This is a genomic window from Hungatella sp. SL.1.14 (assembly GCF_024460495.1).
Classification (GTDB): Bacteria; Bacillota; Clostridia; order Lachnospirales; family Lachnospiraceae; genus Hungatella; species Hungatella hathewayi.
The window spans coordinates 1-19,046 of the sequence record NZ_JANFYJ010000039.1 but is presented as its reverse complement, the minus strand read 5'-3'; the positions used below and the strand labels follow the sequence as shown (position 1 = coordinate 19,046).

The window sequence follows — 19,046 nt, the reverse complement described above, 5'->3', positions numbered from 1 at the left end:
CTACAAAATTGGGGACCGCACGAGACGGCAGTGATCTGCTTTCCCGGGCGGTCCCGTTTGTCTGCTTCTTGCTTCTGTACTGGTCTCATGCCCTCTGCAGCCTGTTCAGTTCTGCTTTCTCTTATATTCCAGTCCCCATTCGACCATTGCATCCAGAATCGGTTTCAAGCTGTAACCAGTATCCGTAAGTGTGTACTCCACTCTGGGAGGCACTTCCGCATAGACCTTTCTGTTCACCAGCCCGTCTGCCTCCATCTCCCGCAGATTGGAAGTCAGCACCTTCTGTGAAATGGAACCGATGGACTTCTTCAGCTCTCCAAAGCGCTTCGTTCCATCCATCAGATCCCGGATAATCAATACTTTCCATCTGTCGCTGATCAGCATCAGCGTCGTCTCAACCGGACATGCCGGCAATATCTTTTCCATAGCCTTTTCCTTTCCCTGCTTCATCGACTGCTTTGTCCTCAGGAAATTCCCATTAGTATCTTCTTGGTACCTATAGCATAAATAGAGACGGGAGATGGCGGCAACCCTCCATCTCCCGTCTCCCTGTCGTTTCTTCCCCTGGGAGGAGAAAATATTCTCTGTATTCTGCTTAGTTGTCGATCAGCTTGCCGCCGTCATTCCAGCTGTAAAGCTTTCTCAACTCTGCACCAACCTTCTCAGCTGGATGCTCTGCTTCTTTTCTTCTCATCGCGTTGAAGTGAGAACAGCCCACCTGATTCTCAAGCAGCCAGTCCTTTGCAAAGGTACCGTCCTGAATATCTGTCAGAACCTTCTTCATAGCCTTCTTGGTCTCGTCTGTTACGATCTTCGGTCCGGTGATGTAATCGCCGTACTCAGCTGTATTGGAGATGGAATATCTCATGCCGGCAAATCCGCTCTCGAAGATTAAGTCTACGATCAGCTTCATCTCATGGATACATTCGAAATAAGCGTTCTCAGGTGCATATCCGGCCTCTACCAGAGTCTCGAAACCGGCCTTCATCAGTGCGCATACACCGCCGCATAATACAGCCTGCTCGCCGAAAAGGTCTGTCTCTGTCTCTACCTTAAAGGTGGTCTCTAAGACGCCTGCTCTTGCTCCGCCTAATGCCAGCGCGTAAGCCAGTGCCATATCTTTTGCCTTGCCTGTATAATCCTGATGAACCGCTACGAGACACGGTGTTCCTCTGCCAACCACATACTCATTTCTCACGGTGTGGCCAGGTGCCTTCGGTGCGATCATGGTAACGTCTACATTCTTCGGAGGTACGATCTGTCCAAAATGAATCGCGAAGCCGTGTGCAAACATCAGCATGTTGCCCTCTTCCAGATTCGGTTCTACAGATTCCTTGTACATGGCGGCCTGCTTCTCATCGTTGATTAAGATCATGATGATATCTGCCTTCTTTGCCGCCTCTGCTGCTGTATAAACGGTTAAGCCCTGTGCCTCTGCCTTGGCCCATGACTTGCTGCCCTCATAAAGTCCTACAATTACGTTACAGCCGGATTCCTTTAAGTTTAATGCATGTGCATGTCCCTGGCTGCCGTATCCGATGACTGCAATGGTCTTTCCTTCTAATAAGGATAAGTTACAGTCTTCCTGATAATAAATCTTTGCCATCTTTTTATTTCCTCCTCATATATGTATTCATATTATTATTGTTAAAGGAACTGTGCCGACGACTCTCTGTCCGCCTTTGGCAACACCTCTAGCTAACTTCATAAAACTACGGTAAGTAACGGACGTCGTCGGAACCTCTGGAAAGTCCCGTAAGGCCTGTTCTTGCCAGTTCCAGAATCTCATAGTCTTCCAGAAGATTGATAAGCGCATCCAGCTTCGACTGGTCGCCTGTCAGCATGACTGTCAGAGAATCTTTGCCGACATCGACAATAGTAGCGCGGAATATATCCGCAATGGCACTGACCGCCTGCCGTTCACTGGCATTGGCCCGAACCTTGACTAAGATCAGCTCCCTGTATACGGAATGCCCCGGCTTCAATTCCTTAATGTCGCGCACATCCTCCAGCTTGCGAAGCTGCTTCTCGATCTGGTCCAGAATTTCCTGGTCTCCGATGGAAACCACTGTCATCCTGGAATATCTCTCATCCGCGGTGACACCCACGGTAAGGCTCTCAATGTTGTAGCCACGGCGGCTGAACAGCCCTGCCACACGGCTTAAAACACCGGAAGTATTGTCAACCAGCAACGATAATACGATTCTTTCCATTCATATCCCCGCCTTTTTTTATAGTAATTTTAATGATAACAACCTTGCTTCTATTTGTCAACTACATAAAAGTAATGTGTATTATAAATTCAGGTTATACTTCATGATTCGGGTGGTATTTAGTCATCAATGCGGGCTGGAACAAAAAGTCCAACCCTGGCGAACGCTTCATGTTTGTCTGCGTTTGCCAGGGTCGGACTTTCCACCTTTCATTCTTAAGCTTCCGCCCTCCCCTATTCTTCCGTCACCAGAAGTCTTTCCTCCTCCTCACGCACGAACAGTGCTCTGTGATTTCTGTCAAATTCCGTGATATGGCGGATAAAGAATTTGGAAATACCGCCTACCAGAAACGCAGCCGCCACAGTGCCTTCCCGGATTCCTCCCACATGACCCAGACAGAAAACTGAAAGGAGAACGGCTGCAAGCACAAGACTGAGATCAAAGCACGTCTTTACAAGACCGAAATCCCAGCTTTTCCTGCGTGATATCGCGCGGACAAGCCCCTCTCCCGGAAGAATCAGCACATCCGGCACCACTTCTAAAGCCACGCCCAGCCCCAGCGCTGCACAGCCGGCGAGAAGCAAAAGGACCTTCTGCAGATAGAACACCGGTGTCCAGAATGACAAAACCCACATCCAGCCGTCAATGCAGGCGGAAAAGATCAGTGTTGCCGGAAGCTGGAGCAGCTGAATCTTTTTAAAGCCGCGTCCCAGAACGAGACATTCAAGCAGAAACAGAGTACTGTTCACCGCCAGTACAAAAGCACCCAGGCTGTAAGGAAAGATAAACGTCAGGACATAAGACGGACTCGTGATCGGAGACGTCCCAAGCTCCGCCTTTGTAATCATGCTGATCCCTAAAGCGGCCACAATCATTCCATACAAAAACATCCGGTACTTTTTCATTATCACGTGATGATCCATGCGCGCATTTCTCCTAAAAATTATTTTTAGATTCTAAATTTTTTTGTTATTTTATCATAACATGAAAAAATGCACACTTCAATGGACATTGTAGCCCAACATCCATATAAAAAATCATCACATTGCACAAAAATATTTTAGATCACCTAAATTATTTTTAGATTCGTATCACAGTTCCTTCTTTTCTGGGCTTTGCCTCGGGATATTCACAGCTCCTGTATCCAAGTATACAGTGGCCGATTCCCTCGTAATCTCCGTGAATCCCCCATTCCTCCAGGAGTGCTTTTCCCTCTGGGCTGTCAAATTCCTCCTTTGCCCGGTGAATCCAGCAGGAATCGATTCCCAGCGAATGTGCTGCCGTCATCAGGTTCCCCATAGCCAGTGATCCGTCATACAGACAGGTGGGGACACTTCGGGCCGCCAGAACCACGATTACGACCGGAGCACCGTAAAACGGATCGGAATCGGTTCCCATGATCGCGGCATTCATCCTGGACAGCCTGTCACGCACCTCCTTCTTCTCCACTGCCACAAAGACAACCGGCTGTCTTCCCATGCCTGAAGGAGCATACGTTCCAGCCTTTAAGATCAGTTCCATCGCCTCCTCCGGGATGGCCTTCTCCGTGTAGGCACGGACGCTTCTTCTGTCGATCAGATTATTAATTGTTTCATTCATATCTTATCCTCCTTGTCTTAACGCCGGATGTCGGCCGCAATGATCCTGGAATACCGGATCAGCGGATACTCTCCGTCGTGGCTGTCAAAATACACTTCTGAATCCGGTTCCCGTCCTGTCAGAATCCGGTTGACTCCTGCCCTGGCCAGTATCCGGACCATCTCCTGCTCTTCTTCCTCCAGGCAGACCAGCCTCGCGGTCTGGAGCTTTCCCCTGTCTTTTCTCAGGATTTCCACGAGTCTCTCCCGGTTCACCGGCTTCACCCAGCAGCTTCCATACATCAGTGACAGCTGAAGCTTCGGATCTTCCGCCAGGGTAACACTGACCCCGTCGCCCCAGAACATGTGTTCTCCTGTCATGGCAGTCTCCAGTTCCTTCCGGTACATCCGGATGGTACTTAAGCCACGGAAACCGGCTTCTTTATTCCCATATTTCTCATAGGAATATTCCAGCAGCTTCAGGAAGCGGCGGCTGAATTCCTCTGCCTCCCTTCCTTCCGCCTCCACATAGATCCCCTGGCAGGAGCTGCACAGCAGCTGATTTGTCCGGATCATGTGATCTGCGATTGCCTGAAGCGCTTCCTCACGTTCTGTACACGCCCTGGTGACGCAGGCAAAGCTGAGCCGGTGCCCCCACTCGATCAGCTTCATCCCCGCAGGCGCCAGACTCCGGATTCCCCGGACAGCCTCGTCGCCGCCCCACGTGCATACACCGTCGGAAAGCGTTAAAAGCTTCAAAAGCCGCTCCCTGTCTCCGGATGGTATCCGGAAGGTGTAGATATAGTCTGCCAGCACAGGTTCGATACGAATCAGTTCCCGGAGCAGGAATACCGAGAGGCCGTCGTCCGCAGACGAGAGCTTCAGCAGATTGATATTGCCGGCCAGGAGCCCCTCCAGCACGCTGTACGCTCCGATACCGGTCATATTGCCGGCAGTCACATGCATAAGGACGCCCAGAGGCATGAGAAACTGATTCTGAAAACCGGAAAGCTCTGTTTCCACCCGTTTCTTTAACGCATCTGCTCTGAGTAACGAGGCTGCCCTGGATATCATTTCTCCCGTCAGAAGCTTCTCCATTCCGTATTCCCGAATCTTCTCATCATAGGCGCCGCCATTTAAAAGCTCCGAGAAGCGGCCGCAGGCTTCGATAACCACAGTTCTGGAAAGAGGGGGCTGTTCCAGCAGGGCTGTTGTCTTTTGTTCCAGTTCATCGTAACGCACTCCGTCCAGCCTCCTTTAACACTTCTTCCGCTCCGGCCGCACACGTCCGGATCTCGGGGACACCGGTCCTGCCAATGATCTCCAGGTACGGTGCTTCGATTCCGCAGCCGCACTCACAGCCGCGGTGCAGGACGCCCAGATCATCGGTCAGTATACTCACAAGAGGCATACTTTCCGCCAGCGGACTGATTAAGTTCACCAGTCCGGTCGTTCCGTATCCGACCGGCTCCAGCGTATCCACGTCACGGATTACAACGCGGCTCGTCACAGGAATATGAAAATGGTGGTTCGGACAGTCACAGTATACGCCCGGATGCTCCACCGCGCCGAAAAACTCCCGGAAATGGCTCTCCGGGATACCGAGATGCCTCTCTCCAAGCCTGTACAATTCCCGTTTGTCCACCGTCTCTTTATAAAACTGCTTCCAGCCGCCGCCGGCCATAATCATGGAATGCTTTGGCAGACGGATAAAGATTCTGTTTCGCTCCATCTCCTTTAAAAAGAAATAGAGGTATGCAGGAAAACCAATGATCCGGACCGGGGCATTTCCCCTTCCGTAACGCCGGAGGGCCTCCAGCAGTCCGTTAAAATCAGGGCGGTATCCGTGTTTTCCTTTTCGCAGCGCATACTTCCGGCTGAGCGCAGGCGCAAACATCGTGCTGAGCCGCTGCGTCCTGCTGATCGCCGTCTGATTTTCTTTTCCTGGCGGAAATCCCAGAATCACATAGTGCACCGGACGCACGGAAAACAGTCCATGGCGTGCAATGACTCGTCCTGCAGCGACTCCGGCAAAGAAAAGACTCTTTTTATCAAATCCAATCCTGCTCTTTACTCCCCCGGTGCCAGAGGAGGTGGCCTTTATCACCATCGAAGCTTCCGGCACGGAATACAGATCGTGGTATTTAAAAAACAAAGTCGGAATGCAGGGCACCTCCCCGGCGTTCATAACCCTTTGGCCATCGCTCCGCGAAAATCCCCGGCTCTCTAAAATCCGCCTGTAATCTTTGCATTTTAAGAGATGGCAGTCCACATTCCTGCGGACTGCCTCCATAAAAGTTCTGTCACTCGCTCTCTGATCATAGATATCCCTGCAGAAACACAGCTTCGTTCTGTAATCCATCGCCTTACTCCTGTCGTTCTATTCGGTCCACTCCGGAAACCACTGGCCTTCATTCGCTATAAATCCGGCAAATACCCGCGGCTCTCCCGCAGAGTTCTGAGCCACGTGACCGCGGCAGTGAAGCTTTATCCACTGCCCCTTCCGGTTTCTCGCCCTGTATTCGACCTCATGGCTCACGGTCCGCCCGTCGCTGACCGCCTGGTTCGATTCCCAGAACCGTTCCCAGTCTGCCGGATGGATAATGGAGCGCCAGATATCTGCGGCATTTTGAATCACCTCACCCGGAAAAGCAAACTCTTCCACCAGCTTCCTGCTGTACCGGAAGGTATTGGTCGCCATATCGCATACGTACAGATAATCATCCGTACTCTCTACCAGCGCATCATACAGATACTGCTGGTCGTAGTCAAACGCCTCCGGTTTTAAAAGGCGCCATTGGGCTTCGGACGCCGCCAGAACCGACTCTTTTCCCTGCCGCATATGATACTGGCGCTTCTGGTCATACATGCGCTCGTCCACTTCCCGCAGAATATCCGTCACACTCATGGTGTGCTCCGGCTTCAATTCTAAAATTCCCGTACAGAAGCTCAGTTCGTAAGGAATCCTGTCCTGTCTGCGCACTGCCAGCAACCGCTCTTCCACCAGCTTAATCAGTTCATCTGCTTCCTGCTCCGTCTTTCCTGCAAACGTAATCAGAAATTCATCTCCGCTTAAACGGCATGCAAAATCCCGTTCGGTCAAAACGCTCTTTACCATGTTGGCAATGACCCGCAGAAGGTTATCCCCCTCCCGGTGTCCGAATGTATCATTGACCTTTTTTAAGGAATTGACATCGTACATGCAGACCGTCAGAACCTCCTCCTGATGTCTGGCCATATTCAGCATCTCCGCCAGCCGGTTCTTCCCGCCTCTCCGGTTGAGAAGTCCCGTCAGCTCATCCGTGCTGGCCTCCTTCGACAGTTTTTTGGAAGCCGTGATATCCAGCGAATGCTGAAAATGAACGGTGGAGCCGTCTGTCCATTTCATCAGACTGTCGTAATTATCGTAGTAGCGGCCCGTCACAGTATTGTATTCTTCCCAACGTCTGTAAACGCCCTCTTCCCCCGACTCCGTAAGCCTCGTAACAGGACAGCCCGGGCATCTGCCTTTGATTCCCTTCTGGAGAACCTGCCAGCAGACCTTTCCCACCGGATTCTCAAGGCCGAATGCCTCCTGCATGGTTTTATTCATGAACAGAATCTGGTCCGTGTGAATATCCGTCACATATAAGTTCGCCTGCATGCGTCCCATCATGGTATTATATACCCAGTTCTGCAGCATATAGTCTTCATACAGATTCTTGTTTGCAAATGTCACCGCGATAATCGACAGCAGGAACCGGAGAACAGGCAGCTCCTTATCCGTCCAGTCACCCTCCTCGGCCCTTTTCCCGAATACCGCAAATCCTACAAACCGTATATGATTGCAGATCGGCAGAATCGTCAGATAACCGCCCGGCACGGTATAAGGTGTGAGTGCCTGGCAAAAGTCCTTCAGTTCCCCGCAGGACAGCTTTTCTCTCTTATTCCAGCTTTCCACCAGCCGCGGAAGCCACTGCCTCATGACTGCCTCCACGCCGTTCTCCCCGTCATTTCCGGCTTTCCAGGAACCAGATTCCTTGTAACGCATCTGATTGTCCAGACGAACCAGGAGTACCGAATCGGCGCTCATCAGATGATTGATATAATCAGCCAGATTCTCTGCTGTTTCCTGTACGGTATTTGCATCCATCAAAAGCGTCTGAACAGAAAGTTCAGGCCGGTAAAACACGTCCATGGGATCATCCCCCCTTTCCGGAATTATGATGTCGTTTGTTCTCCGTTTTCCGGATAATCAAAGATATAATATTCATATGCATTGACAATTCTGGTTTCCCCGTATGTATCCTCGCGTTTGAAACCGCCGCCGTAGTTGGCGTGGACATGGCCATGGATAAAATATTTAGGCATATACTTGTCCATCAGGTCTTTAAAACACGCAAACCCCCGGTGGGGCAGATCCTGCATATCGTTAATCTGATATGCAGGCGCGTGAGACACCAGAATGTCAAACCCTTTGTTCTTCTTTAACTTCCACCAGAGCTTTTTAATTCTCCGCTCCATCCCTCTCTCCGTATACTGGTTATCGGCTCCCGGAATATACTCCATGGAACCTCCCAGGCCCAGAATCCGCACGCCTCGGAATACAAAGATGTCATCCTCGATGCAGACGCAACCTTCCGGCGGCCGGTCTTCGTAATGTCCGTCGTGATTGCCTTTTACATACAGAAGCGGCGCATGGGAGAAGGTGGCAAAAAACGTCAGATAGGAAGCCTTTAAATCCCCACATGAAATAATTAAGTCCACCCCTTTGATCTTCTCGGGTGAGAAGTACTCGTAAAGGGATTTTGACTCCTCATCAGCCAGTACCAGAATCTTCAAACCATTATTCCTCCATCACCGCATTGTCGTATATCGTCAGTCCCTGAAGCCTTACCAGCGACTGTGCCTCCTCTGTCAGTTCATCAAATTCAGGAAGCTTTCCCACCACGTTGTCAGCCAGCCAGTTCATCGTGATGATCTCTTCCGGAGAAAGCCTCTGTTCCTCCTCACACTGAATCGTCCCATCCTGTGAATAGATGGTCCCTACAAACGGCTGGAAGCTTCCGCTTCGGATCGAATTCTTCAGGAACGTAATCAGCCGGTTGGTGCCGTGAGGCAGATTCTGGGAACAGATGACATCGATCACATCCGCCGACATTCCCCACCAGTAGTTGATGGCCTGCTTTCCCTTCATTTCCTTCACATCGGAGCCGCCGCGGCAGGTGATATTCACGATTCTCTCGTAGAATTTTCCCCAGTGCCAGATCGGCGTCGCCAGATTCCGGAATTCTCCGTCGGACTCTATTTTATATAAACCGTACTCTCTCGACGCGGTCTTCGGCGTGATCATGTCTTCTCCGGAGATAAACGCGATTCCTTCCTTCTCCAGTTCCTCCCGGGCATTCCTGCCTTTTACCCTCGCCCACTCCAAATGAACCTTGACGTATGGGTTGATCATACGCGCGCCCAGGGCAAATGCGTTGATGTTGGCGATGGTTCCGTAGATCGGATAATCCGCAATATATCCCAGCTTATCACACTGCGCCATGGAAGCGGCCAGCGCGCCCATCAGGAATTTCGACTCATACATTCTGGCATAATAGGTGCAGACAGATGAATACGACATGTTGACGGAACAGTTGAAAATCTTCACCTCCGGATGCTCGATGGCAGCCTTGACGCTTAAACCGATCATCTGGGAGGCCGTCGTAAAGATCATGTTGCACCTGGCCGCTATCGCCAGGTCGATGGCGTTCGCAATCTCTGCATCCGTGTCGGCCTCGAAGAACGCAACCGTCTTTAACCGGCCCTCAAAGGCCTGCTCCAGATACATGCGTCCCAGCTCATGGCCGTAGGTCCAGCTGGACGTCTCAGCGGTCTTCGCATGGATAAATGCAATCTTCAGCATCTCAGGTTCGATGTTCTGGGATGGGCGGAGCCAGTTAATGATCTTTAACGGGCCGTTATCCTGCTCTTCCACCTCTTCCGGCTGCTCTACCAGGGCAATCTTGCTGCCTCTGGATGCCAGCAGGAGTTCATCCTTAATCTTCGCCAGATCCTTTGTGATCTCCCCTTCAGTCTTTAACTTCACCACATCATAGCCGAACAGTTCGACATAGACAAGGAAGGCGTCAGAGCACGTCATCTCATAGGAACTCCCTCCAAATGCGCGGAACGCCTTGGAAAACTGGTCGTAGGCGGATTTGAAATAGATCCTGTCGTCCTCGCTCCACACCTCTTCCGGGGCCTTTCCCATAGCCTTTAACAGGCGGTCGTAGCAGCCCTCCTGGCTGAACCAGACATCACAGTTAAAGGACACCTGGTAAAACTCCAGGAATTCATAATAGAGGCGGTTGTCGAGATCATCCGTTCTCTTCGGGATCAGACGGGTCACCGAGGCCGTGATGCTGAATGCACCCACATATTTGAGCACGCTGACACGCTTATTGCCCTCCTGCACATAATATTGATTCATAAATTCATACGCAACGATGGGATCATGGATCCCCTCTTCTATCTGATGGTCGTATAAATACGCCCATTTCGCCCCAAACTCCGACTTCTCTGCCAGCAGAGGCATAAAATTATTGGCAAAGGCACTCGTTCTGCCTTTTGTTTTTGTTCCAACGATCTTATCCAGCGGGACATCCATCAGTCCCAGATTCACTTCTGAAATGATATCCGTGTAGGAAAGGATATCGTCCAGCACGGGAAGATAAGGATACTCTCCCTTTGCCACGGAAACCTGATACTGTTTTCTTCCTTTTTTCAAAGCACCTGAATAGTCATAAAGCGCCATAACCGATTCTCCTCTCAGTTTTCCTCTTATTGTATGTTCGTCTTTTACAGTATACCACAAACACGTAATTCGTGAAAGACCTCATTCCATGTTTGGACACGGATTCCCAAAGACAAAAAAACACAGTCCAGTCCCCGGGAATCCACGCTTACTGCCATAGCTTCCCAGGGACGCAGACTGCGTCATATTATAGATTTCTTATCTTAAAGTCACGTTCCAGTTCCCGTTTCTGATCCTTTTTCGCGATATCTTCCCTCTTATCATAGAGCTTCTTACCTCGTGCCAGACCGATCTCCAGCTTCACCAGGCTTCCCTTAAAATAAACCTGGAGGGGCACAATTGTATAGCCCTTCACCGCGATCTTGGAATCCAGCTTACTGATCTCAGCCCGGTGCATCAGCAGTTTCCTCGGTCTTAAGGGGTCTTTATTGAAGATATTGCCCTTCTCGTACGGATTGATATTCATGCCGTATACCCATACTTCCCCCTTGTCGATTCTCACAAAGGCTTCCTTAATGCTGCATTTGCCCATCCGGATGGACTTCACTTCCGTGCCGGCCAGTTCAATGCCGGTCTCGTATTTCTCATCGATAAAGTAATCATGGTATGCCTTCTTGTTATTGGCAACCAGCTTAAAGCTCTCTTTCCCCATCCTTTTTCCTCCTGTTATTCCTCTGTAAAAGTTCTTGCGGGAATAAAGTCGATCGTCCTGGCCAGCTTATCGGTTCCCGTGACCATGACGCGGATCGGCTGTCCGAGTTTGTATACCTTTCTCGTCATCTCGCCGACCAGTTCATAATGTTCTTCATCAAAACGGTAATAATCGTCCTTTAACTCACCTACCCGGATCAGACCTTCCACCGTGTTGGGAAGCTCCACATAGAGCCCCCAGTTTGTTACTCCCGATACGACGCCGTCAAATTCCTCGCCGATATGGCCCGCCATATACTCACATTTCTTCATCTTCACAGTCTCGCGTTCCGCCTCATCCGCCCGCCGCTCCATGGCGGAGGTCTGGACTGAAACGCCGGTCAGAATCTTATCGTAGTGGGCCGTTCTCTTTTCGCTCAGTCCGCCTCTTAAATTCTCCTTGATGATCCGGTGAATCTGCAAATCCGGATACCGCCGGATGGGAGAGGTAAAGTGGGTATAGTACTTCGCCGCCAGTCCAAAATGCCCCGTGTTCACCACCGTATACTTAGCCTGCTTCATGGAACGAAGCGCCAGGCGGCTGATCAGCGCCTCCTCCGGTGTGTCTTCCGCCTTCACCAGCAGCTTCTGGACTTCCTTCGGATAAACCTCTCCGTTATGGAACCGGATGGAATAGCCAAAGTTATTGATAAACGTAGCCAGGCTCTTCATCTTCTCCGGATCAGGATTATCATGGGTTCTGTACAGGAATGGAAGCTCCTGCCAGAAATAGTCCTCCGCCACGGTCTCATTGGCAATCAGCATGAAATCTTCGATGATCTTCGTCGCCGCATTCCGCTCGTACGGCATAATCTCCAGCGGTTTTCCGTTTTTATCCAGAACCACCTTCGTCTCCGGGAAGTCAAAATCGATCGATCCCCTGCTCTTTCTCTTCTCTCTCAGGATATCAGCCAGCTCCTTCATAAGAAGGAACATGGGAACGAATTCCCTGTACTCCTCCATCACTGCCTCGTCACGGTCTGTCACGACTGCGTTCACTGCCGTATAGGTCATACGCCGGTCCACGTTGATAAGCGTCTCTGCAATCCGGTGTCCGGTCACATTGCCCGCCTCATCGATCTCCATGATGCAGCTGAGCGCCAGACGGTCCTCCCCCTGGTTCAGGGAGCAGATTCCGTTGGACAGCTTATGGGGAAGCATGGGAATCACCCGGTCTACCAGATAGACGCTGGTTCCCCTCTTAAGCGCTTCCTCATCCAGCGCACTGTTCTCCGTCACGTAATGGCTGACATCCGCAATATGGACGCCCAATGTATATACACCGTTCTCCTTCGATATGGAAATGGCGTCATCCAGGTCTTTCGCATCCTCGCCGTCGATGGTGACCGTCTGCAAGCCGCGTAAGTCCAGTCTGCCTTCCCGCTCGCGGTCGGTAACGTCGTCGGAAATTTTCTCCACCTGCTGCATCACCTCGTCGGGAAATTCCTCCGGAAGACCGTACGCTTTCACGATGGATATGATATCCGTTCCCGGATCGTTTACGTGTCCCAGGATCTCCGTTACCACACCCTCGGGCTTTTTCTGGCTTCCGCCAAAATCCGTAAGCACCGCCACCACCTTGTGACCGGTCATGGCCCCCATGTCTTTCCCCTGGGGAATGAATATATCTTTGCCGATCTTCTGGTTGTCCGGAATGACAAATCCAAAATTCTTATTCTTCTGATAATATCCGATCACCGTCCTGTTCGCATGCTCCAGAACGCGCAGGACACGGCCCTCGGCCCGTTTCGAGCCCTCGCCCTCTGCCTCGACGGCAATCTGCACGGTATCACCGTTCATGGCGTCAGCCGTCTTATCCTCGGGTATAAAGACATCCTGGTCCCGCCCTTCCACGGTCACAAAACCAAATCCCCTCGGATGGCCGCTGAATATTCCGGTTATGGCGCCGATATCCGGCTTGCCGTACTTTCCTTTTTTAGAGATACCGATCTTTCCCTCTGCCAGCAGTGCATCCAGCACTTCCTTCAGTTCTTCTCTCTGCCCCTTCGGCACATCCAAAAGAATCGCCATCTCCTTCAGCTTCATCGGAACGTAGGCCGGTTCTTCCACCAGCTTCAGTATCATGCTCTTTCTCTGTGTCAATTGTTCCTCTGTCATAATTTCCTCGTTTTCTGTTTTTTCGCTGCGTTTTACTCTGCTTTACCATTATGCCCGAAAGATGCAGGAAAGAATCCCGTCCGAAGGGCATTTCCCATTCATTATAGAAGCACTTTCCCATGATATGAAAAACACCCTTGCCGCCTGACCACAAGAGTGTTTAATCTTTACAGTATATTCAGATTCAATACTAATGCAAGAACGAAAAACAGAATCGCTCCGTATCTTGTAAATTTCTCCAGTTTACCTTCCATGGAACGGCCTTTGTTTCTTCCCCAGTAAGTATCCGCCATACCGCCGATGGAACCCAAGCCCTGTGTTTTCCCTTCCTGCAGCAAAATAATTGCAGATAATGCAATACATATGATAACAAATATGATTGATAAAATCGTTCTGATCATGTCCCTTTTCCACCTCCTATAGTCAAACATGGTAATCATATCATATTTTTTCCATAAATACAACTGCATTTTTTTAATTTTCACATTTTATCGCAGCAGATGGAAGCAGGGAGGGAATGGTATCCGCTCATCCATTCTTCAATCCTCAGAAGCTCATTATACTTTGAGGTCCGTTCCGACCGGCACGGGGCCCCCGCCCTGATCCAGTCTGCATTTACGGCCGCAGCAAAATCGGCGGCATAGGGATCCTCTGTCTCGCCGTACCCCTGGGAAACCGCAAGTTTAAGCCCGTTTTTTTTCGCCAGCTCCGCCATCTCCATGGCTGCGGTCACACTCTTTGCTCCGCACAGGGAAATACCTGCCGCATTTTCCTCCACCCCGGTCCAGTCCGAAAGACCGGTCCAGCCTCTTTCATACGGATTTATGCCGCCGGGCTCCCGGTATTGGTGCTGTCCGATGAAGACAGCGCGGTTTCCAAGGATCTTCGTCAGTAATCCCCAGCCCTCTGCATCCGACTCGGCAAGGCCGTCGAAGACAGCACAGACCGGAAATCCGTCCATCAGGCGGATATAGAATGCCATCATATCGTTTCTGTCCCGTTCGACGGGAACGCCTGTCATCCTGCTTTCCCCTTTAAACTGATAGAACCCGGTTCCTTCGTGATAGAGTGCTCCCGCGCCGGCTCCGATTGCCATACACATATCTTTCCCCGGCTCGCAGCCGCACAGAGTCATGGCTTTCATCACATACTCCAGAGCCTCCTCCGAATTTCTCAAATCCGGCACGAAGCCGCCGTCTTCCCCCACTCCGGTCTGATGTCCGGAGATCGTAAGCAGCCGTTTCAGCGCCTGATAAACCTCCATACACCTCGCTGCGCCTTCCCGAAAGGAGGCCGCTCCCACAGGAACCACCATATAGGACTCCATGTCGAGAGAGTTATTTCTTCCGTATCGGCCGCCGCTTATCATCGTCATCATGGGAACCGGCAGACGGCCGGGCGCGGTCCCTCCCAAATACCGGTAAAGAGGCATACCAAGCCCTGCAGCGGCTGCCCGGGAAACCGCCATGGAAACCGCGGTTAAAAAGCCGCCGCATTTTGCGGTGCCGACGGAAGAGGCGGTCTCTTCCAGAATCTTGTCAACGCCTCTCTGATCCGACGCATCCTCAAACAGTACGCACTCTGACAGCACCTCCATCATCTGCTCCGTGTTCCCGCTGTTTTCGCAGAGAGCCACCATAGCCCGGCCTCTCGCTCCGTTTTCCAGTTCTACTTCCGCCTCCACGGCCGGCAGTCCTTCCGAATCAAACAGCCGCCTCCCGGTTACCTCTATAATTTCAAGACCTTCTGTCATTCTGCATTCCTCCTTACAAAAACAATCCATTTTCTGTAAGGATGAACACAACTCCGTCACTTTATACCTGCTGCGTAAAACTGACTCTGAAACAGCTCAAAATTGTAGTTTCAGAAAGAAACGCCGCCCGGCAAGAGGATATTCTCCCGCCGGACGGCGTCAATTTTCGATGCTGTTTCGTTTTATGCTCTCAGTTCAATTCCAAGTGCCTGCAGACCGTTCAGAATCTTATTCATAACCGCTCCTGCTTCCTTGTCCTCCAGCGTGTGATCCTTAGCGCGGAAGGTGATGGAATACGCCACCGACTTAAATCCCGCAAGAATCTGAGCTCCCTCGTAGATGTCGAACAGCTGGTAGCTCTCAAGAAGCTTTCCGCCTCGCTGCTCAATCACATCCTCGATCTGGCCTACCAGTACATCCTTGGGTACTACCATGCTGATATCTCTGGATACAGCCGGGTACTTCGCGATGCCTGTATATTTGCGGTCGAACGTGGTGAACGGAATCATAGAAGGCATGTCAATTACCGCCACATACGTTCTCTCACCGATTTTGTAGTTATCCGCTACGTCCGGATGGACCTCGCCTAAATACCCCACCGTAACTCCGTCGTAAACGATATCTGCCTGTCTGCCCGGATGGAGGTAACTCTTTTTATCATCCGGATTATAATGCGGTTTCTTATGCATACCGGCTTTGTCGAAGAATTCCTCAATCACACCCTTCATATCGTAGAAATCACCGTCGCCGTACATTCCCAGCGTAAACTGCATCCGCTCGTCCGGAAGTTCTGTCAGCGGAAGGGATTTGGGAAGATAGATATTCGCCAGTTCGTATAAACGGACATTTTTATTTCTTCGGTTATAGTTCGTCGACAAGGAGCTTAACATACCGTGCAGCGGAGACGTTCTCATGATGCTGAAATCCTCGCCCAGCGGATTTAAGATTCCCACTGTCTTACGAAGCGGGCTGTCAGCCGGAAGCTTCAGTCTGTCAAAGACCCTGGGGCTCTCAAAGGAATACGTCATACCCTGGGAGAATCCGCAGAATTCGGCAACCTCTCTCGCCACCTCTTCCACGCGCAGCTTGTACGACAGCTTGCCGGTTGTGGCTTCTCCTGACGGAAGCGTTACCGGAATCTTGTCATAGCCGTAGAATCTGGCAACCTCTTCTGCCATATCTGCCATACAGTTTAAATCCTGACGGAAGGTCGGCACAATAATTTCACGCGCATCGGCGTCATATCCCAGATCCAGCTTCTTAAAGTAGCCCAGCATGGTGTCTTCGGAGACCTCCGTTCCCAGAAGCTTATTCATCTTCTCCGGCTCAAACGGAATTCTCTTTTCCACTCTCTTTTCCGGATAGATGTCGATCATGCCGCCGACTACCTCTCCGGCTCCCAGCTCCTCGATCAGCTGGCATGCACGGTTTACGGCTGCCTCCGCGTTATTGGGATCAAGGCCCTTTTCATATTTTCCGGAAGCGTCGGTACGGAGTCCCACCTTCTTTGCAGAGAGGCGGATATTCGTTCCGTCGAAGCAGGCGGATTCAAATACCATGGTTTTCACGTCATCGGTGATCTTGGAGTTTTCACCGCCCATAATGCCCGCGATTCCGACTTCCTTTTCTCCGTCGTTGATCATCAGGATGGAGCTGTCCAGTTTCCTCTCCTGACCGTCCAGCGTCTGGAATACATCCCCGTCCTTCGCACATTTCACAATGATTTCATGGCCTGACAGAAGGTCATAGTCAAACGCATGCATGGGCTGTCCATATTCTTCCATTACGTAGTTTGTAATATCCACGATGTTGTTGATCGGGCGGATTCCACATGCAGCCAGGCGCCGCTGCATCCATGACGGTGACGGAGCAAGTTTGATATTTTTCACCATTCGCGCGCAGTAACGCGGGCAGAGATGACTGTCCTCCACGGATACTTTTAAATAGCTGTTGATATCCTCATCATTTCCGGTAGCCGTAACAACAGGAGGCTGAAACGGCTTGTCAAAGGTAGCCGCTGCTTCTCTGGCAATACCGATTACACTGTAGCAGTCCACGCGGTTGGAGGTGATCTCATACTCGAATACGCTGTCGCGAAGGCCCAGCACCTCGATGGCGTCAGCGCCTGTCTCTGCGTCTTCCGGCAGAATGTAGATACCGCTCTCCGGGGCATCCGGATACATTTCTTTAGAGGAACCCAGTTCCTCGATGGAGCAGAGCATGCCGTTTGACTCTATACCGCGAAGCCTGCCCTTTTTAATCGCCACGCCGTTCTCCGGCAGGGGTCCGCCGTCATGGCCTCCCGCTACCTTTCCGCCGTCTAAAACAACCGGAACCTTATCGCCTTCCTTTACATTGGGCGCACCTGTCACAATCTGTATGGTTTCTCCGCCGATATTCACCTGGCAGATGATCAGCTTATCCGCATCCGGGTGACGTTCAATTTTGTCGATCCGGCCGACTACGATCTTCTCTAAATTCCTGTCAAGGCGTTCGAAGCCTTCTACTTTCGTACCGCTTAATGTCATCGCATCTGTATATTCCTGGTCGCTGACATCTAAGTCCGGAACATATGCTTTAATCCATGATAATGGTGTATTCATCTCTTTTTTCCTTCCTTTCCCTAGAACTGTCTTAAGAACCGAATATCATTTTCATATAACAGTCTCATGTCGTCGATCTCATACTTTAAAAGCGCAATACGCTCGAGGCCGACGCCGAAGGCGAAGCCTGAGTACTCATCCGGATCAATGCCGCTCATGCGCAGAACATTGGGATGAACCATGCCGCATCCTAAAATCTCGATCCAGCCGGAGCCTTTGCAGAACCGGCAGCCGCTGCCGCCGCATTTAAAGCAGGTGACATCCACTTCGGCGCTGGGCTCTGTGAACGGGAAATGATGGGGACGGAATTTTACTTTCGTCTCCGGTCCGAACAGTTCCTTTGCAAATTCTGCCAGCGTTCCCTTTAAATCGGCAAACGTAATGTTCTTGTCGATCACCAGGCCTTCAATCTGATGGAAGGATGGGGAATGGGTCGCATCCACCTCATCGGAACGGAATACGCGTCCCGGAGCAATCATACGGATCGGCAGCTTCCCCTGCTCCATGGTGCGGACCTGTACCGGAGATGTCTGGCTTCTTAACACGATGGAATCGTTAATATAGAAGGTATCCTGCTCGTCTCTGGCCGGATGGTTCTTCGGAATGTTCAGTTTTTCAAAATTATATAAGTCATACTCCACTTCCGGACCTTCCACCACTTCGTAGCCCATGCCGACAAAGATGCGCTCTACTTCTTCCAGCGCGATGGTGTTCGGATGGCTGTGGCCTACATTGTTTCTCTTTGCAGGAAGAGTCACGTCGATCACTTCTCTCTTCATCTGCTCTTCTCTCGCCTTCTTTGCCAGAGATGCCTTGGCCTCCTCCAGCCTGTTTTCGATGATGGCGCGGGCATCGTTGACCATCTGTCCTACCTTCGGCCTCTCCTCCGGCGGAACGTCCTTCATACTCTTCAGCACACTGGTCAGCTCACCCTTTTTTCCCAAATAAGCGACCCTGATCTCATTCAGCTTTTCCAACGCGTCCGACGCTTCGATCTGCTTCAATGCATCTTCTCTGATTTTGTCTAATTGATCTTTCATCATACTCTCCTTCTTTATAATATCATTGGTTGTAATAACTAAAGAGTCCCCCCGGCCCGGCTCCCACACCGGAGGGCTTTTTGATATCACAGGAGTACTTTCCCATGATAGAATTTTTTATGTAATAGGAGCACTTTCCTATTACACAAGAAAGTGCCTTCGGCACTTCAACTCCCCTAGCCCCTCATTCATGAGGGGAATTTAGGGACTTCCTTTTTGCTGCTTTTTTCTTATAATAGTCTTATGAACACTTTCCAGCATATTTTTAACG

At 50.9% G+C, this 19,046-nt stretch carries 16 protein-coding genes; all 16 read right to left on the bottom strand.

From position 1 onward, the window contains the following. Positions 1–105 precede the first annotated feature (105 nt). Positions 106–426: a winged helix-turn-helix transcriptional regulator gene (locus tag NE473_RS27610; RefSeq protein ID WP_055651907.1), complete on the bottom strand. Its 321-nt coding sequence runs from the start codon at positions 424–426 to the stop codon at positions 106–108. Between the two features lie 169 nt (positions 427–595). Beyond that, positions 596–1,606 (bottom strand): ketol-acid reductoisomerase, encoded by a 1,011-nt coding sequence (gene ilvC / locus NE473_RS27605; protein ID WP_022032753.1) that lies wholly within the window; start codon positions 1,604–1,606, stop codon positions 596–598. Between the two features lie 106 nt (positions 1,607–1,712). Next, positions 1,713–2,213 (bottom strand): acetolactate synthase small subunit, encoded by a 501-nt coding sequence (ilvN, locus tag NE473_RS27600; RefSeq protein WP_002603814.1) that lies wholly within the window; start codon positions 2,211–2,213, stop codon positions 1,713–1,715. A gap of 233 nt (positions 2,214–2,446) precedes the next feature. Continuing rightward, positions 2,447–3,136, bottom strand: a complete 690-nt coding sequence (locus NE473_RS27595; protein WP_256265449.1) for a YczE/YyaS/YitT family protein — start codon at positions 3,134–3,136, stop codon at positions 2,447–2,449. A gap of 157 nt (positions 3,137–3,293) precedes the next feature. Beyond that, positions 3,294–3,812 (bottom strand): nitroreductase family protein, encoded by a 519-nt coding sequence (locus tag NE473_RS27590; protein ID WP_256265448.1) that lies wholly within the window; start codon positions 3,810–3,812, stop codon positions 3,294–3,296. Between the two features lie 17 nt (positions 3,813–3,829). Continuing rightward, positions 3,830–5,032 carry an acyl-CoA reductase gene (locus NE473_RS27585; RefSeq protein ID WP_256265447.1) on the bottom strand — a complete coding sequence of 401 codons (1,203 nt, stop codon included), beginning with the start codon at positions 5,030–5,032 and terminating at the stop codon, positions 3,830–3,832. After that, positions 5,019–6,152 (bottom strand): LuxE/PaaK family acyltransferase, encoded by a 1,134-nt coding sequence (locus NE473_RS27580; protein ID WP_256265446.1) that lies wholly within the window; start codon positions 6,150–6,152, stop codon positions 5,019–5,021. The genes NE473_RS27585 and NE473_RS27580 overlap by 14 nt, the downstream gene beginning before the upstream one ends. A gap of 18 nt (positions 6,153–6,170) precedes the next feature. Then, a complete protein-coding gene (locus NE473_RS27575) occupies positions 6,171–7,967 on the bottom strand; it encodes a sensor domain-containing diguanylate cyclase (RefSeq protein WP_006777029.1) in 1,797 nt (598 codons plus the stop codon). 23 nt (positions 7,968–7,990) lie between these two features. Next, complete coding sequence (locus NE473_RS27570; protein WP_006777030.1) at positions 7,991–8,611, bottom strand: metallophosphoesterase family protein; 621 nt, start codon at positions 8,609–8,611, stop codon at positions 7,991–7,993. Between the two features lie 4 nt (positions 8,612–8,615). Beyond that, positions 8,616–10,571 carry a BMP family ABC transporter substrate-binding protein gene (locus NE473_RS27565; RefSeq protein ID WP_022032767.1) on the bottom strand — a complete coding sequence of 652 codons (1,956 nt, stop codon included), beginning with the start codon at positions 10,569–10,571 and terminating at the stop codon, positions 8,616–8,618. 187 nt (positions 10,572–10,758) lie between these two features. Then, on the bottom strand, positions 10,759–11,223 hold the full coding sequence (gene smpB / locus NE473_RS27560) for an SsrA-binding protein SmpB (protein WP_022032768.1): 465 nt from the start codon (positions 11,221–11,223) through the stop codon (positions 10,759–10,761). 14 nt (positions 11,224–11,237) lie between these two features. Next, positions 11,238–13,379, bottom strand: coding sequence for a ribonuclease R (gene rnr / locus NE473_RS27555; RefSeq protein ID WP_341461042.1), 2,142 nt, complete (start codon positions 13,377–13,379; stop codon positions 11,238–11,240). A gap of 167 nt (positions 13,380–13,546) precedes the next feature. Beyond that, positions 13,547–13,780: a preprotein translocase subunit SecG gene (gene secG / locus NE473_RS27550; RefSeq protein WP_002603794.1), complete on the bottom strand. Its 234-nt coding sequence runs from the start codon at positions 13,778–13,780 to the stop codon at positions 13,547–13,549. Positions 13,781–13,860: 80 nt separating this feature from the next. Then, a complete protein-coding gene (locus NE473_RS27545) occupies positions 13,861–15,132 on the bottom strand; it encodes a phosphopyruvate hydratase family protein (protein WP_055651894.1) in 1,272 nt (423 codons plus the stop codon). 182 nt (positions 15,133–15,314) lie between these two features. Further along, entirely contained in the window at positions 15,315–17,735 is a 2,421-nt protein-coding gene (gene pheT / locus NE473_RS27540; RefSeq protein WP_055651893.1) for a phenylalanine--tRNA ligase subunit beta, read from the bottom strand. A 20-nt stretch (positions 17,736–17,755) separates the two neighbouring features. Continuing rightward, a complete protein-coding gene (gene pheS, locus NE473_RS27535; RefSeq protein ID WP_022032772.1) occupies positions 17,756–18,775 on the bottom strand; it encodes a phenylalanine--tRNA ligase subunit alpha in 1,020 nt (339 codons plus the stop codon). Positions 18,776–19,046 lie beyond the last annotated feature (271 nt).

What these genes read in the sequence shown, in the direction of transcription:
- NE473_RS27610 (WP_055651907.1), bottom strand. Translation starts at nt 426, where the DNA reads ATGGAAAAGATATTGCCGGCATGTCCGGTTGAGACGACGCTGATGCTG.
- ilvC (WP_022032753.1), bottom strand. Translation starts at nt 1,606, where the DNA reads ATGGCAAAGATTTATTATCAGGAAGACTGTAACTTATCCTTATTAGAA.
- ilvN (WP_002603814.1), bottom strand. Translation starts at nt 2,213, where the DNA reads ATGGAAAGAATCGTATTATCGTTGCTGGTTGACAATACTTCCGGTGTT.
- NE473_RS27595 (WP_256265449.1), bottom strand. Translation starts at nt 3,136, where the DNA reads ATGGATCATCACGTGATAATGAAAAAGTACCGGATGTTTTTGTATGGA.
- NE473_RS27590 (WP_256265448.1), bottom strand. Translation starts at nt 3,812, where the DNA reads ATGAATGAAACAATTAATAATCTGATCGACAGAAGAAGCGTCCGTGCC.
- NE473_RS27580 (WP_256265446.1), bottom strand. Translation starts at nt 6,152, where the DNA reads ATGGATTACAGAACGAAGCTGTGTTTCTGCAGGGATATCTATGATCAG.
- NE473_RS27575 (WP_006777029.1), bottom strand. Translation starts at nt 7,967, where the DNA reads ATGGACGTGTTTTACCGGCCTGAACTTTCTGTTCAGACGCTTTTGATG.
- NE473_RS27565 (WP_022032767.1), bottom strand. Translation starts at nt 10,571, where the DNA reads ATGGCGCTTTATGACTATTCAGGTGCTTTGAAAAAAGGAAGAAAACAG.
- smpB (WP_022032768.1), bottom strand. Translation starts at nt 11,223, where the DNA reads ATGGGGAAAGAGAGCTTTAAGCTGGTTGCCAATAACAAGAAGGCATAC.
- rnr (WP_341461042.1), bottom strand. Translation starts at nt 13,379, where the DNA reads ATGACAGAGGAACAATTGACACAGAGAAAGAGCATGATACTGAAGCTG.
- secG (WP_002603794.1), bottom strand. Translation starts at nt 13,780, where the DNA reads ATGATCAGAACGATTTTATCAATCATATTTGTTATCATATGTATTGCA.
- NE473_RS27545 (WP_055651894.1), bottom strand. Translation starts at nt 15,132, where the DNA reads ATGACAGAAGGTCTTGAAATTATAGAGGTAACCGGGAGGCGGCTGTTT.
- pheT (WP_055651893.1), bottom strand. Translation starts at nt 17,735, where the DNA reads ATGAATACACCATTATCATGGATTAAAGCATATGTTCCGGACTTAGAT.
- pheS (WP_022032772.1), bottom strand. Translation starts at nt 18,775, where the DNA reads ATGAAAGATCAATTAGACAAAATCAGAGAAGATGCATTGAAGCAGATC.